Annotated in this window: 15 protein-coding genes and 1 tRNA gene; 9 read left to right on the plus strand and 7 right to left on the minus strand. The window is 53.1% G+C overall.

Annotated elements, in window-relative coordinates; genetic code table 11:
• Nucleotides 1-84: 84 nt before the first annotated feature.
• Nucleotides 85-942 carry a LysR substrate-binding domain-containing protein gene (locus AC2FGC_RS21925; RefSeq protein WP_496727496.1) on the plus strand — a complete coding sequence of 286 codons (858 nt, stop codon included), beginning with the start codon at nt 85-87 and terminating at the stop codon, nt 940-942.
• 89 nt (nt 943-1,031) lie between these two features.
• Here the strand turns inward: AC2FGC_RS21925 and AC2FGC_RS21930 are convergent, their stop codons facing one another.
• The 5 genes from AC2FGC_RS21930 to AC2FGC_RS21950 form a co-directional block, all read right to left on the minus strand.
• Nucleotides 1,032-1,850 carry a CE1 family esterase gene (locus AC2FGC_RS21930; RefSeq protein ID WP_496727497.1) on the minus strand — a complete coding sequence of 273 codons (819 nt, stop codon included), beginning with the start codon at nt 1,848-1,850 and terminating at the stop codon, nt 1,032-1,034.
• Nucleotides 1,851-1,923: 73 nt separating this feature from the next.
• Complete coding sequence (locus AC2FGC_RS21935) at nt 1,924-3,618, minus strand: adenylate/guanylate cyclase domain-containing protein (protein WP_496727498.1); 1,695 nt, start codon at nt 3,616-3,618, stop codon at nt 1,924-1,926.
• On the minus strand, nt 3,615-4,094 hold the full coding sequence (locus AC2FGC_RS21940) for a GFA family protein (protein ID WP_496783469.1): 480 nt from the start codon (nt 4,092-4,094) through the stop codon (nt 3,615-3,617). The genes AC2FGC_RS21935 and AC2FGC_RS21940 overlap by 4 nt, the downstream gene beginning before the upstream one ends.
• Before the next feature lie 308 nt (nt 4,095-4,402).
• Complete coding sequence (locus tag AC2FGC_RS21945; protein ID WP_496783471.1) at nt 4,403-5,548, minus strand: M24 family metallopeptidase; 1,146 nt, start codon at nt 5,546-5,548, stop codon at nt 4,403-4,405.
• A gap of 229 nt (nt 5,549-5,777) precedes the next feature.
• Nucleotides 5,778-6,695, minus strand: coding sequence for a homocysteine S-methyltransferase family protein (locus AC2FGC_RS21950; RefSeq protein WP_496727501.1), 918 nt, complete (start codon nt 6,693-6,695; stop codon nt 5,778-5,780).
• Between the two features lie 433 nt (nt 6,696-7,128).
• Between AC2FGC_RS21950 and AC2FGC_RS21955 the strand changes: the two genes are divergently transcribed.
• The 8 genes from AC2FGC_RS21955 (at nt 7,129) to AC2FGC_RS21990 (ending at nt 10,416) form a co-directional block, all read left to right on the plus strand.
• Nucleotides 7,129-7,222, plus strand: a tRNA-OTHER gene (locus AC2FGC_RS21955).
• A gap of 19 nt (nt 7,223-7,241) precedes the next feature.
• A complete protein-coding gene (locus AC2FGC_RS21960) occupies nt 7,242-7,748 on the plus strand; it encodes a hypothetical protein (RefSeq protein WP_281996008.1) in 507 nt (168 codons plus the stop codon).
• Complete coding sequence (locus AC2FGC_RS21965; RefSeq protein WP_496727502.1) at nt 7,748-7,927, plus strand: hypothetical protein; 180 nt, start codon at nt 7,748-7,750, stop codon at nt 7,925-7,927. The genes AC2FGC_RS21960 and AC2FGC_RS21965 overlap by 1 nt, the downstream gene beginning before the upstream one ends.
• Entirely contained in the window at nt 7,928-8,989 is a 1,062-nt protein-coding gene (locus tag AC2FGC_RS21970; protein ID WP_281996010.1) for a hypothetical protein, read from the plus strand.
• On the plus strand, nt 8,982-9,146 hold the full coding sequence (locus tag AC2FGC_RS21975) for a hypothetical protein (protein WP_281996011.1): 165 nt from the start codon (nt 8,982-8,984) through the stop codon (nt 9,144-9,146). The genes AC2FGC_RS21970 and AC2FGC_RS21975 overlap by 8 nt, the downstream gene beginning before the upstream one ends.
• The gene (locus AC2FGC_RS21980; RefSeq protein WP_496727503.1) at nt 9,139-9,624 is read left to right on the plus strand and encodes a hypothetical protein; all 486 of its coding nucleotides are present in this window, start codon (nt 9,139-9,141) and stop codon (nt 9,622-9,624) included. The genes AC2FGC_RS21975 and AC2FGC_RS21980 overlap by 8 nt, the downstream gene beginning before the upstream one ends.
• Nucleotides 9,625-9,626: 2 nt before the next feature.
• On the plus strand, nt 9,627-9,815 hold the full coding sequence (locus AC2FGC_RS21985) for a hypothetical protein (protein ID WP_170495135.1): 189 nt from the start codon (nt 9,627-9,629) through the stop codon (nt 9,813-9,815).
• 4 nt (nt 9,816-9,819) lie between these two features.
• Nucleotides 9,820-10,416 (plus strand): hypothetical protein, encoded by a 597-nt coding sequence (locus AC2FGC_RS21990; RefSeq protein WP_496783472.1) that lies wholly within the window; start codon nt 9,820-9,822, stop codon nt 10,414-10,416.
• A gap of 360 nt (nt 10,417-10,776) precedes the next feature.
• Here AC2FGC_RS21990 and AC2FGC_RS21995 read toward each other — a convergent pair whose 3' ends face one another.
• Together AC2FGC_RS21995 and AC2FGC_RS22000 are read right to left on the minus strand one after the other, a co-directional pair.
• Nucleotides 10,777-12,141, minus strand: coding sequence for an alpha/beta fold hydrolase (locus AC2FGC_RS21995; RefSeq protein WP_496727505.1), 1,365 nt, complete (start codon nt 12,139-12,141; stop codon nt 10,777-10,779).
• A gap of 480 nt (nt 12,142-12,621) precedes the next feature.
• Nucleotides 12,622-12,891, minus strand: a 270-nt coding sequence (locus AC2FGC_RS22000) for a luciferase domain-containing protein (RefSeq protein ID WP_496783473.1), incomplete at its 5' end; no start/stop codon positions are given.

The following is a 12,891-nucleotide window of genomic DNA, read 5'->3' on the forward strand; positions in this document are numbered from 1 at the left end:
GGATACTCCTTTGATCTTGAAAAATAGGAGATGAAAAGACATGTGTGAAACAAATAGTTTCAATCACTGGTATTGGTGTTTCGAATGGAAAATCTGGATAGCGATTTGTTGCGCACCTTTGTTGCTGTTGCCGAAGCAGGCAGCGTCACGGATGGCGCCGCACGCATCTATAGGTCCCAATCCGCCACGAGCCTTCAAATCAAACGCCTCGAATCCATCCTCGGCCAACCCGTATTTGAGCGGCACGGGCGCGGAGTTACCCTAAGTGATGCGGGTCATCGGCTATTGCCTGTTGCTCAGGACGTGACCAACCGCCTCGACGTGGCATTGCGGGACATTTCCCAAACTGCCGTGACCGGAAAACTGCGCGTGGGCATTCCCGATGATCGTGGCCGAGCTAAGCTGGCGCAGATTATCGCCGCGTTTACGCGTCTCCATCCGCAAGTCGAACTGGAGGTAACCTGCGCTATCAGTGCGAGGTTTCCCGAAGCGCTCGACAAAGGATCTCTGGATCTCGCAATCTATGAGGTGGAACGCCTAGGGAAACATGAGGAACTGTTGTACGAAGATCCAACATGCTGGGTCTCATCCGCGCATCGGGATTTCCGCGCAGAAAAAGTTCTGCCCGTTGCCTTGTTCGATCACGCCTGCTGGTGGCGCGATGCGGCAATCGCTTCTCTGGAGCGCCGTTCGAAACCATATCGCATCATCTATTCAAGCCAAAGTGTTTCTGGCGTAATCGCGGCAGTAGAAGCTGGGATCGCGGCTGGTCTGCTGGGGCGTTCCTCACTTCATGCCAATCTGTCGATAGTGGGCGAGACGCTTGGCTTCAGCAGAACGCCCGCCTCGAAGCTAGTGATGGCGGCAGCCGGTTCACAGGAAACCGGGCCATTGGATGCCATGAAAACAGCTATCCGCTCTGCATTTCTAACTAAAATCTAGAAGACGTGCCTTTTGGCCAGCCGAGCGACCCACAAGCTCTTCTAGGTCTCACCGTGGCAAAACCAAATTTCATTGGAATTGATGGTGCGTCAGTTTTCCAGACTTTCAAACCAATCAAGCGCTATGGAGCTCCATCCTTTTGGGTAACCGTGCCCTCCGTCGTGCAGAATGATTTCGAGACTACCGTATTCACAGTTCCAGCGTTTGCGCCACAGACCTTCGGTCATTTCGTGGTGTGCAGCATTGGGTGGGCATTTGTTTTCTTGCCGCCACATCGACAGGCCCTGCCAGATATCTGCTTGCGTGATGGTAACGTCAAACTCCTCGCTGTGTATTGCGCGACCTTCAAGCGGAACAACTTTGTCGGCAAACCCGTGGGTATGGAGCAAGTGTACCGGCTTTAGACAATCTTCGGTCGCCGGGAGCCAGAAACCACCGGACGCCGGCGCGTAACCAAGAGCCAAATCCGGTGCATTACAAGCAACTTCCCAAGCCATTGATCCGCCTCTGGAAAACCCTGTCAGCAAAACCCGGCCCACATTCACGCTTGCATGAAGGGCAGCGTCAGCCAAAACTTCACGGAGAAACCTTACGTCTGAGCGGGGGTAGGTGTTCCAACCGTCTCGAACAGACCAGTCGGTGGGTTTACCATCCAACCAAGGAAGCGCGGTCGGCGCGATAAATGCGTATCCTCGCTTGGTGAATTCTTCAACAAACGCTGTGTTCCCTACAATCTTCTCACCTGTACCCCCATAACCGTGCAGGTGCATCACAGCAGGTCCACCCTGCCAATCGTCCGGAATGACGATATGATATTCTCCGGTTTCAATTTTGCACGAGTTTGTTTTGTCACCACAATCGAGGGCGATTGCCTGCCCTGAACTCACGAGTAAAACAAAAACGGCCATTACTTTGTTGTGCATAATGTCCCCCTCGGGGATTGATGTTAGCACACTTCAACACAGAATTTCCCGGTAGAGCTTACTCGGGCAGCCCCACCGCGCGAAGCCCATCCAGGATTGCGCCCCAACGTGTGGGGTCCTGAAAATGGAACCTGCGCACGCCACTAATCCGGAAGTCCGGATCGGACGCCAATAGGGCCTCCCGCGCCCTTACTCCTTGATCAGGTAAACCAGCCTGACCAGCCGCGCTGGCAAGATATAATTGTGCGACCGGCAACCCCGGCGAGTTTTGTAGAGCCCGGTTGGCATTAGAGATGGCATTCTCGAAGTCGCCCATAACCAGATATGTCTGGGCCAACGCTTGCGGGACACGGTGATATATCCGGTTCTTGGCCAGAGAAAATGAGCCCTTTTTGATGGACTTCAGTGCTAACTCTGGTTGGCCCATCAAGTTCTGAATCCAGCCCAGCACCATATGCCCCTGGGCAAACTGCGGACTGATTTCGAACCCACGTTCAACACACCGCACCGCCGCATCCAAATCGCCGGTAATGCCGTAGTGAAAAATCCCCCGGATCAGATGCACGTAGTCGCTTTGATCATTCAACGACACCGCCTTGCTCAACCCGGCGTCCGCCGCTTCGATATCCTCCGGGCGTATCGGACGGTAACCCCATACCAATTCGCCGATCAACGTGTTCGCCTTCATCCCAACGGCCATGAAATTGCGTGGCTGGAGTGTCAGGATCCTGTCCAACAGACGGCCCGCAGCCTCCCATTCTTCAGGCTGCGATCCCATCATGTAGTGCCCCGCAAGATTCAGCATTGCCTCGGGGTCGCTTGTCTCAGTCTCGGCTGTGTGCTCAGCAATTCGTTGCAGAATTCCGTATCGGATCGTTGTCGCGATTTCCCCTGACAACAGATCTTCTGCCGCGAAAGGGTCGGAAAGATCACCGCTCATCCGCTGAGTCAGATAGGTTGCTGACGTGCTCGTTTCGCGCAATTTAAGTGTTGCGCGGACCTGGTTGCCGGACGCCTGAAACACAGCGGTGGCGATATGGTCCGGGCCCGCCTCGAGTGCGATCAGATCCAACCCTGTAAGATTGGCAAGCGCCGCCTCTACCGTGTGATTGCAAGCTTCGGCCAGCATCTTAGCATCGTCATTGTTGCCGAGGGCTTCGAATGCGCTAAGGGCTACCGTGGGCTTTTTGGATGTCACCTCGATGGGCGGTGTGGTGGCAGTGTAAAGTGCTCCACCTTGGTCGGGAGGCCAGACAAAGGCGCGGATCGGGCGCGAAATGTTTTTCAGCGTCAATTCACCGACATCAGCGAACAGCTCGTCCATTACGCCAACGATCTGGTCACGGACGGCAGCGGAGATGCAAATCCCGCCCGTTGGGGCAGCAGCTTCTAAGCGAGCGGCAAGATTCACACCGTCGCCATAGATATCACCATCATCAACAACCACATCGCCTATGTGAAGGCCCATGCGGTAACTGATCTGCCGATCTTGAGGCACGGATTCTTCCTCTGCGCGAACCGCTTCTTGCGCCGCTATCGCGAACCGCACCGCTTCCACAACGCTTGAAAATTCGGCCAGAAATCCATCGCCTGTCGACTTGATGATCTTACCCCCAGCCTGCTTGATGCCGGGGTCGAACACGGACAGGCGCATTTCTTTCTGACGCGCCAGCGTGGCTTCCTCGGCAGCTTCCACAAGCCGCGAGAAGCCGACAATGTCGGCAGCCAAGATCGAGGTAAGTTTGCGCTTCACCCTTGGGCTCGCGTGTTCAAGGAAATCCAACCGGTTTTGTCTGGTTCGGGCATAGCGACACCATCCCCTCCTAACGATGTCGGAACCGTCTTCCACTTCGGCAGGCCGTCGGCCATGTCGAAAACACGCTCGCCATAGAAGATGTGAAAGGTTGGCTCAAAGCTCAACGCGGATTCGGCCAGCGACATCGCGTAAACCGCGACGATGTCCTTACCGGGTTTGATATTCACCAATGCACCCCCGCATTTACCACAGGAAACACGATGGCTTTCATCATTCTTGTCCGATTGAACCGTCGGTCCCGACAACGAGACATTGTCTGCCGACCAGAGACACCATGCATTAACCGGCGCCGAATGCCATTTTCTGCAAGAGTGGCAATGACAGTACGCCATGACCATCGGCTCACCGGCGGTAGAAACACTACATGCGCCGCAATAGCAGATTCCTTGGTAGGTTTCAGTATCGGCACTCATTTTCCCTCTACCCCCCAATCGAGCAATGGCTGTTAACGTAAGTTTTCCGCTACGCCTTTTTCTCCAATGCCCTGTCAGTTATACATTCCAATCGCCGGGTCCCAAAGTAGCTTATTCCCCTCTGAAACTGCACTTTCGAAGGTGCCGATTGTCCTTCCAACTTCGCGCACCCATTCGCGTTGCGGATGTCTAAAGATGCAACGTAATCGCGAGATCGTGGAGTAAAATTTTCAAAATGTTGAGGCCCGGCTCGCCATCTCGACCATTCGCTGTGTAAGTGCATTCACAAGACGGCGCTGGTTGGAAAGTCAAAGGATAACTGCATCCAAGGACTTTGGATGTTCTGTTAGTGCTTCCCAGCCATCTTCGGTGATTATGAAACTGTCGCCGACCTGCGCACGAAATGTATCGACTGATACTGAACCATCAACAGCGAAAACCATCCCTGGCTGCAATACTGTCGTGTCGCCGGTGACCAACTGTGGCTTTTCCAAAAAGCTATAGCCAGTCGCTCGGCCACACCGGAACGGGTATTCAAACCCCGCCCCCTGTATAACCTCGGCATAGGCCGCATGGACACTTTCGGCGGTCACACCTGGGCGCAGCTCAGCCAGTGCGGCGGCCTGACTTGCTACAGCAACCTCATAGATATGCTCTTGTTGTTTATCCGCTATCTCACCGATCCAAAAGGTGCGGTCAAAGCCAAGTTTGAAGCGGTGAAAATTGGTCATACCGCAAAAGCACAAAAACACCGGTTCGCCCCGTTTCATAATCCGGGTTGAGGCGCGATGATGGGTTTTGGTGATGGTATCGCCCGACGCCATTATTTGCAGAAAATGAGTGTTGGGCGACATATCCGCGTCATCGTAATGCGCCACTAAAAGCTCCGCGGCCTTTCGTGTTCCGGCCCGGGACGTGGCAAGCGCAACTTCGAACTCCGGCACTCCGTCTGCAATGGCGTTGCGTCCGGCGTCCATCATAGCGCTTGCAACTTGCCCGGCATGCCGGGCCAATTGAAGTTCCTGGGCGGATTTTATCATGCGCATTTCAGCCAATATCGGTGTGGCGCTGACCAGATTTTCCCCCGAGACCAACGTATCCAGATATGCCCGCACAACAGGCGGTATATGATCAGGCTCAATCCCGACGCGCTTTGCAGTCTTGACTGCTTTGGGTAACTCCAGCCGCCACTCTTCACCCATACCGTCATTCCAGGCCGCGATACGATCAACGTGTGCCGCTGAAAGTGCCGTATTCAGGTCTATTGTCGGCGTGATCAGCAGGCTTTCGCCAGACCTGTGCACAACCAGAATGGTTGGGCGTCCGAACTCCATATGGAGGTAGTCATAATAGCCTGTCAGATAATAAACGTTGTCGTCATCGGTGATGAGAGCAACGTCGATTCCGGCTTCTTGCATATGAGTGCGAAAACTTTTCATCCTCGAGGCAAACATCGTCAGTCTCCATCCTGAAGGTATCAGTTGAGCTTCTCAAATTGAGTTGCGTGATCGAGACCGTAGAACGCGTTTGGTCCACGGTCTATCAAAGCATAATCAAGCACCTGTCTTGACGCTTCGCCTGCATTTTATCGGAATTACTTCTCTGATCACTGATTTTCCCGTTAAAGCCTATCATCAAGCTTCACGCATTCGGTGATACGCCGCCGTAAGTAAAATAGCAGCGCTATCTGCGACCTACCTCCAAAGCTATTTCCCTCAGGTGTCGCATATCCGTACCGCAGCAACCGCCAAACACCCTGATAGACGGGTTTTCCCGCAGGACATCCGCAATTTCTTGGCCGAGCTGCGCGGGATCTCCTTCATCCAAGGTATCGGCCTCATCCAATTCTGCGTGCGAACAACTTGATGCATTGGCAACAACACCTTTGAGCCTTGGATGCGCGTTGAGCGCGTCGGCAAAGTGCGTCGGGTGTGCGCAGTTGACCATGTGGAACAGAGCTGCGCCGTCTGTTTCTGCTTCGATCTGGTCTATGGCATCAACAAGTTTTGTGCCGTCAGCCAAACAGCCATCGGTTTCGACGACCAATGACAAAATGATGGGTAAACCAATATCTCTTGCAGCCAGAACACAGCCAGCAGCCTCGCTTAGGCGGTTGAACGTGTACGCGGTCACCAGATCAACACTGGTTTCTTTCAGAACAGCGAGTTGCACACTGTGGTAGCTGCGCGCCTGTTCAACTGTCATGGGTGGGATGTCAGCGTAAGGATCGTATCTTGGGCCAACGCAGGCGGAAACCAAAACGTCTTCCCGCCCAGAAGCATTGCGCACCTCCTCCATCAGTGCGACACCATCCTTGTTTACCTCACGAAGACGTTCAGCATCGTAGCCCAGAGGTGCAGCACGGTCGGCATTGGCCATCCATGTCGGTGCGTCGAGAATGCACCCAACACCCATATCGCCGGCCAATTGCACGAGCGCTTGCATTTGTCCGGCCAGAACAGCCCGGGTGTCAGGCTTCTCCAGCAAGGGAAACGACGCAAAACCCGGAAGCTCGATACCGTGATTAAAAATCAGGTCCGTACCTGTACCTGCATAAACCAAAAATTTCTTGTCACCCTCGCCTGGAAGTCTCCGCGCCATTTTGCACCCCTCGAACACCGGCATTACTCCGCATCCACAATAACAATGATCAGATCTTCTGCAAAACTGAGGTGTTTACTTGTCCGTTCGGACGCTTTCTGCATTTGCGGTATCGGCTAGGCATATCTAGGCGCGAACCACCGGAGATTCTGAACAAGCGTCGCTGTACCGTTCTAACCTTGAACATCGAGTGTCGAATCGTCTCACTATGTGAGACCTACAGCATGCTGACCAACCCTCCAAATAAGTTGCTTCAGTCATTTGGGCACACGTTAAGCTAGAAGGTTCCCAGAACTACGCGGTGAATTTCGAAGTGCAGCACACTCCGTCTTGACATAGCGATACGATCTGGTTCAGCTTCTGCTCATGACGTACACACGCATCCACTGCCAACGAATATCGGCCTGAGGTCGATAACCCACGCGAAATCCGTGGGAGGCAGCATTGGTATGCGGGCGAGGCTTATATCCTTGTAATTGCTCCAGATTAGAGTGCACGAGTCGGTTCGATTCCGACGCCTCCTACCATCCTCAGGAGGTGTCCGACATGGCGGACGAAGTTACGAACGCAATTGATTTCGACGACATCAAGCAATCGGTCGAGGAGAGCCTCGGACGCACACCCGAAGGCTGGTCCGGCTTGACCACAAAGCTCTTCACAGAGGTTAAGGAATACTGCGAACTGAAGGGTGCCACCTACCCCTTTGTCCTCCAGATCAAGGAGAAGCTGGGAGAGCTCCGCATCTACCACAGGTGTGATGATCGACACATTCAGTCGATGATCGCTGAGACGATTGCGCGTGCAAATCACAGCTGTGAACGATGCGGGAATAGTGCCGAGACCCAACTTCTGGACGGCTGGTACACGACCCTGTGCTGTTGGTGCGCGCATGATGTCGCGAGCAAGCGCCATCCGGAACGGCACCGGCTGTTTGGCGTTCGAAAGAAGCCCATTCGAGATCAAATGACGTGCTCGGTCTGTGGCTTTTTCGGTCAGATCGACCGAACGGATGACCGTAATCGGTGCCCCGCGTGTGTGAAGAAGAACTGGTGATGACCGCCGAACAACAAGTGAACTTCGATAAGATTATGGAAGACTACGACGATGAGGACTACGCCCGGAAGCTCATGAATACGGGCTCACTGGCCACCGGTCATGTCCCGCCGATTGCCCTTTGCCATATCCCGGGAGGGGTCTTCCATCTCAACAAGACCAAGTTCTGGAGAATGTGAATGATGGATGATGTCGAAAAGAGCTGGAAGGAATTTCGGGAAAAGGTCCGAGGTGTGATCGAGAACCATGGAGCGCCAGATGATCTCCGCTCATTTGACGCCTGGTACGCCGAAGAGATGCGTTTGGTGATGGCGCACAACTACCCAGCTCCGCACGTCTCTGACGTCACATGGTCGACCGAGGTTCTGCATGCCGAGTGTGATGACCGCGAAGTGGTCGACCGTATGATGACTGCTATGGCGGAGGTTTCACATGATCTCAAAGAGGCGCGGGCCGGGAGGTCAGTGATGAGCAGTGTTGTCGACTGGAACGATATTCATGGAAGCGTCTTCAAGCAGCTTGGTGAGTATCGTGCCGGGTGGGCGGAGCAGCTTACGCTTGCACTTGAGAAAGTGAAGAGGTTGATCGACGAGCAGCCCGACCTGTTTGGTGATGAACACCCGTCCATCGTTCAGATCAAACAGAAATGGGGAGGCTTGCGCGTCTATGAGGGCCCGGACTGCAACCAGGCTGCGAGTGAAGAGATTCAATGGCGTGTCGATCAGATTGAGCAAACCTGTGAAGGTTGTTCTAATTCTGCCCAACGCCAGAACTTCCTTGGGTTTGTGACGACGCTTTGCAGCTGGTGCTACAATGATGCTCTGCGGCGGCGATTTGAGGGCGCTGAAGAATCCTGGCCCGACAGCCTGAGGCTGGACATTGTGGAAAACTATCCAGACCTCGTTTCTCCGGATTGCGCATCTCTTGTTCCTGCTGTCGGAAAGGGCTGGCTCGTCATGATTTCGCAAGCACTCCACAAGCTTTCCTTCAGTCAGGATTTCAGGGCACTGGACCTTGGAACTATTCAGATCTCGGAAATTAGGAAAGGCCGGGATGGCAAGATTTCCATCGGTTTCAGTCGATACCACGATCTCATTCAGGAGTACGCTGACTGGATGGAATTTCGATGCGGTGTGACGTGTGAAGAGTGTGGCCACGTTGGTGACATCGTTCGGACAGCCGACGGGTCTCAAGTGCTCTGTTCTCACTGTTACTGTACTCGGGAGAAGTCTGATGGGTGATGACGACGACGTTGAGCTGGATGAACAAACCTTGCGTTTGCTTAGGCTTCGGGAGGCTGAAATTGCGGCCGGTCGAGCGAAACTAACCAAGCCGATCTCAGCGGATGAGATCCGGGCGCGAAAGGTTACTGAGCCGAAAGACAAGACAGATGAGTGACGAACTTTCTAGCGATGACCTGATTACCGAGATTCGCGCGCGCTTGAAAGCGGATGAAGATTTTTGGCCAGCATTGCTGGAGGTTGTGCAAGAGCACGTGGTGGAAGTCGTGCCAAAGCCCGACGAGGTTCCCGAGTGGACAGACGAGTGGATCGCTGAGAACAAAAGAGGCGAAGTTTGTTCAGTAAAAGAAATCTTCGGGCGCCCGTTAAAGGATGTTCCTCTAAGTGACTTGATCGCAGAGTTGCAAGCTCGTCGCAAAGAGGGTCCGGAGGTCTGGCTTGCATTGCGCAAAATGATTTTCGAGCAAATCGCCGATTTTGCACAGCGTCCGGCCGACGCGCCCAAATGGCGGGATGAATGGGTCAAAGAGAACACCTGGGATCTAGTGACTGACGACGATGATGTTGAGATCACTGATGGTAGCGGCAACGTGTTCGACGACCTCGGGAACGAAGACCCAAGGAAGAAGACTTAGTGATGGGGCCCGAGCATTTCAGCTTGATCTTATCCGCCGTGATCATTGTCGCTTTGACGATCTACGTCAGACACATCGTCCACACTGCTGGAAAAGATCGCGAAGTCGATCCAGAGCGAGTGAAGAAGATCATGCGAGATCTGGACTACAGCCACCTGGACCGGGTGATGAACCTGCGAAGGAAGGGCTAGCGGGATGTTGAAGGTGGTTGTTTACGTCGGTGATCAAGAAGTCGCTCGAGCTGTAGCTGAGAACGTTTCAGAGCTCGCGGACGTGTCTGATTACAATATTCGAATGAACGAACGGGCCGCTGAACAGCTGGGCATTCAGGAAAAAGGCCTTGGCGGCCGGATTAAAGGCCACCCTCGAAATCAGACGGCCTGGGCGCTCGTCCGCAAGATCGCAGACCTTTGGCTTGCGGGGACTGGCGCGGGCGAAGAAAGCGTTGAGGCAGAGCTGCCGCCGATGATCCGCAAGTCTGTCCGCGAACTAGATGAGAGGGTCGAAAAGGAATCGAACCAGAGCGAAGATTGGAATGCTGTGATCAAGCAGATTTCTGATGACGAACCGTATTCCCTGGGCTTCTACGCTGACAAATTTGAGTCGTGGACAGCGGACGAGATTGAAGCTCTTCGATGTGATGTGGTTGAGACAGCAACAGAGGAGGAACTAATGGCCGAGGTCGAATGCCGGCGAAGAGCTGGTCTACTGCCCAAGGAGGCCTCGAATGATGGCTTCTCAGATCTGGTTGATGATCTCTGGGGCAAACTCGATACAGACCCAGACGGCTAGTACAGCTTACCTACCGCCATTACCCAAAGTTTAACATAAGAAGTCTATGGCGACTGTCGTTGTAGTAGTGCGCGCTTCTTCTAAGCGCCTCTCCTGCTAGGACCAAAGCGTCCCGGATAAGTATTTCCCCAACACTGCTCTGCGGAACCATGTACTACCAGTCTTTACGATAAGCATGGTTGATCGCAACCAGCCCAAACCGGACATTCGCAACAAGACTTTGCAATTTCCGAGATCAGGACAAAGCGGTCGATGACGAGAAGCCTAGAGTTTTTAAATTCCAGTATCGAAAATCGAAGGGCGCACGGCATCCTCTTACCTTCGAACAATAAAGTTTTGGCGAAGAACAACGTACACTGCTCAAATTGAATTCAAAAAACGCTCTATTTCCACCAGGGTTTTAGGCCAAGCAGGATCATACTCTGGCATTGTGTTGTTTGCCGTCTCAATGCCAATGAAGCGTGCATTCTCGATGCCGGAGGCGAATATCCTACCTTGTTCAACACTGTGCATCCTGTCTCGATTAGCGTGCATGACTAAAGCTGGGCAGGTGATCTGCGGAAGCAGGTCGGTTACGTCGACTTCAGCGACCAGCGGTCCAATCTTGAGCCAATCCTGATGGTCCATTGCCACTTTCATAAACTCTGCATAAGCGCGCTGGTCATGCGGGCTTGCAGTTGGAGCAAATGACTGGGCCATCAAGTCTCTTGCAGAAGGATATTCATCGTTCCAGCCTTCGAGGCTCATATCCATCATAGCTTGCCCAAGCGCGGCAATGCCGGGCTGTGAACGAACCGCAAGTCCTTGTGCGAATCCGCCAAGTAGAACCAACCCCGAAACACGGTCAGGATTGTGTGCGGCAAAAGCCGCGGCAATGGTTGCCCCAAAAGAAATGCCAAACAATGGCACTTTTTCGATCCCAGCTGCGTCCAGTACGGCCTCAACATCTTCGACGATGCGATTTAGAGATACATCCTGCACGCCCCTCTGGGACAAACCATTGTTTCTACCATCAAACCGATAAAGGCAGTGATTTTCAGAAAGCAGCGGCAACCACCCGGCGATGGTGTTCATCGTCCAATCGTATTCCAGATGCCTAAGCCAGTTTGGTGTGACCAGTAACTTTCTACCACTTCCAGTGGATGTCCAGGCAAGCGTTGTACCGTCTTTTGATTTTGCAAAGCGGACGTCTTGAGAGCTAGCCAGCAGCTTGTTCTTTGCGCGTCTTTTGTCACCATCTAAATCAATAGAGTAGGCTTCCACTGGATTTGGAATTCCCTTCAACCGTATCGAGCTTTCTGGTCGCAAAGCAACCGCCAGCGAAGTTCCCGCAACTTCAGCAGCTGTCTTGCTGACGAGACAACTTCCAATATGCGCGCTGGACTGAAGGCGCGACGCAACATTCACGGCCTCTCCGAACAAGTCTGTGCCATTTGGCATTACGTCGCCAACGTGGAGACCTCCTCGAAGTGTTACGTCTTCATCTCTCATCTGATTGAAAATCTGGCTGGCAGCATTAATTGCGTCTGTGGCTGCAACAAACTCAACCAAAGCACCATCTCCCATCAGCTTGAATATTCGTCCTTTGTTTTCATGGACCAACGGTCTGATCACATCGTCCAAAATGCGTTGTAGAGTGTTCAGCGTGGTCTCAGCATCCTCTGACATGCGCTTGGTATAATCGACGACATCGAGGCTTAGGATCGCAGCAATTTTCCGCTTCATCAGTCGATGTGATCCTTTTAGCTAAACCAATTCCTCTGAACCAAAATTAACAGACGAATAGATTTTTGTGACCAAAACTTGTGCCTGGGCATTTTGCTAAGCCTGCAAGTTCCCAAACTTGCGCTGAAACACACAGCCGAGCAAAACGTCTTATTGGCTGGCGAAACCTAGAATTAAGGTGAATGATTAACGCATTTCACGTCGCTAACGAAGGTTCACTTCGAAATATCCAATCTAATGGTATCAGTCCGTAGTTCTTCTCATCTGTGACCGATGGCAGCCCGAAGCGGAAATTCGCCTCTGAGCTTTGCAAATTCTAATTAGCGGACTCTAGCTACCATTAGTGCGAATGGCTTGAAGGTATCGAGCGCTTCGCCGCGGCGACAATATTAGAAAAAAATTGACCGCGAGAAACAAGGTGGCTGAAACTGCTCTCTGACAGGAAGCAGGCGTCCCCGCACACTTTCGCGCAATTCGAGCTTAGTCCAAGGTGTTTCCGGTGATGAAGGTGTACGAGCTTTCAACCAGTTCGATGACGACATCCAGCTCTTCGGGTGTGGTTGGAGTATAGATCATGACAAAGCCGCTCCACCCAGGACGTTGCTTGGCCCAAGGGTGAGCTACGGCCCAGCCAGCCTCAATTGCCCTTCGCGCCATTTCTGGGTCGAGCGAGGCGTGCAAGCTGCCATCAGGATGCATGTGCGCAAACTCAAACCCACCGACGATAGAGTTCGGTTGGGACAACAACAT

It is taken from the genome of Ruegeria sp. CDSC054 (assembly GCF_059610645.1).

What these genes read in the sequence shown, in the direction of transcription:
- AC2FGC_RS21925 (WP_496727496.1), top strand. Translation starts at nt 85, where the DNA reads ATGGAAAATCTGGATAGCGATTTGTTGCGCACCTTTGTTGCTGTTGCC.
- AC2FGC_RS21930 (WP_496727497.1), bottom strand. Translation starts at nt 1,850, where the DNA reads ATGGCCGTTTTTGTTTTACTCGTGAGTTCAGGGCAGGCAATCGCCCTC.
- AC2FGC_RS21940 (WP_496783469.1), bottom strand. Translation starts at nt 4,094, where the DNA reads ATGAGTGCCGATACTGAAACCTACCAAGGAATCTGCTATTGCGGCGCA.
- AC2FGC_RS21945 (WP_496783471.1), bottom strand. Translation starts at nt 5,548, where the DNA reads ATGTTTGCCTCGAGGATGAAAAGTTTTCGCACTCATATGCAAGAAGCC.
- AC2FGC_RS21950 (WP_496727501.1), bottom strand. Translation starts at nt 6,695, where the DNA reads ATGGCGCGGAGACTTCCAGGCGAGGGTGACAAGAAATTTTTGGTTTAT.
- AC2FGC_RS21960 (WP_281996008.1), top strand. Translation starts at nt 7,242, where the DNA reads ATGGCGGACGAAGTTACGAACGCAATTGATTTCGACGACATCAAGCAA.
- AC2FGC_RS21965 (WP_496727502.1), top strand. Translation starts at nt 7,748, where the DNA reads ATGACCGCCGAACAACAAGTGAACTTCGATAAGATTATGGAAGACTAC.
- AC2FGC_RS21970 (WP_281996010.1), top strand. Translation starts at nt 7,928, where the DNA reads ATGATGGATGATGTCGAAAAGAGCTGGAAGGAATTTCGGGAAAAGGTC.
- AC2FGC_RS21975 (WP_281996011.1), top strand. Translation starts at nt 8,982, where the DNA reads ATGGGTGATGACGACGACGTTGAGCTGGATGAACAAACCTTGCGTTTG.
- AC2FGC_RS21980 (WP_496727503.1), top strand. Translation starts at nt 9,139, where the DNA reads ATGAGTGACGAACTTTCTAGCGATGACCTGATTACCGAGATTCGCGCG.
- AC2FGC_RS21985 (WP_170495135.1), top strand. Translation starts at nt 9,627, where the DNA reads ATGGGGCCCGAGCATTTCAGCTTGATCTTATCCGCCGTGATCATTGTC.
- AC2FGC_RS21990 (WP_496783472.1), top strand. Translation starts at nt 9,820, where the DNA reads ATGTTGAAGGTGGTTGTTTACGTCGGTGATCAAGAAGTCGCTCGAGCT.
- AC2FGC_RS21995 (WP_496727505.1), bottom strand. Translation starts at nt 12,141, where the DNA reads ATGAAGCGGAAAATTGCTGCGATCCTAAGCCTCGATGTCGTCGATTAT.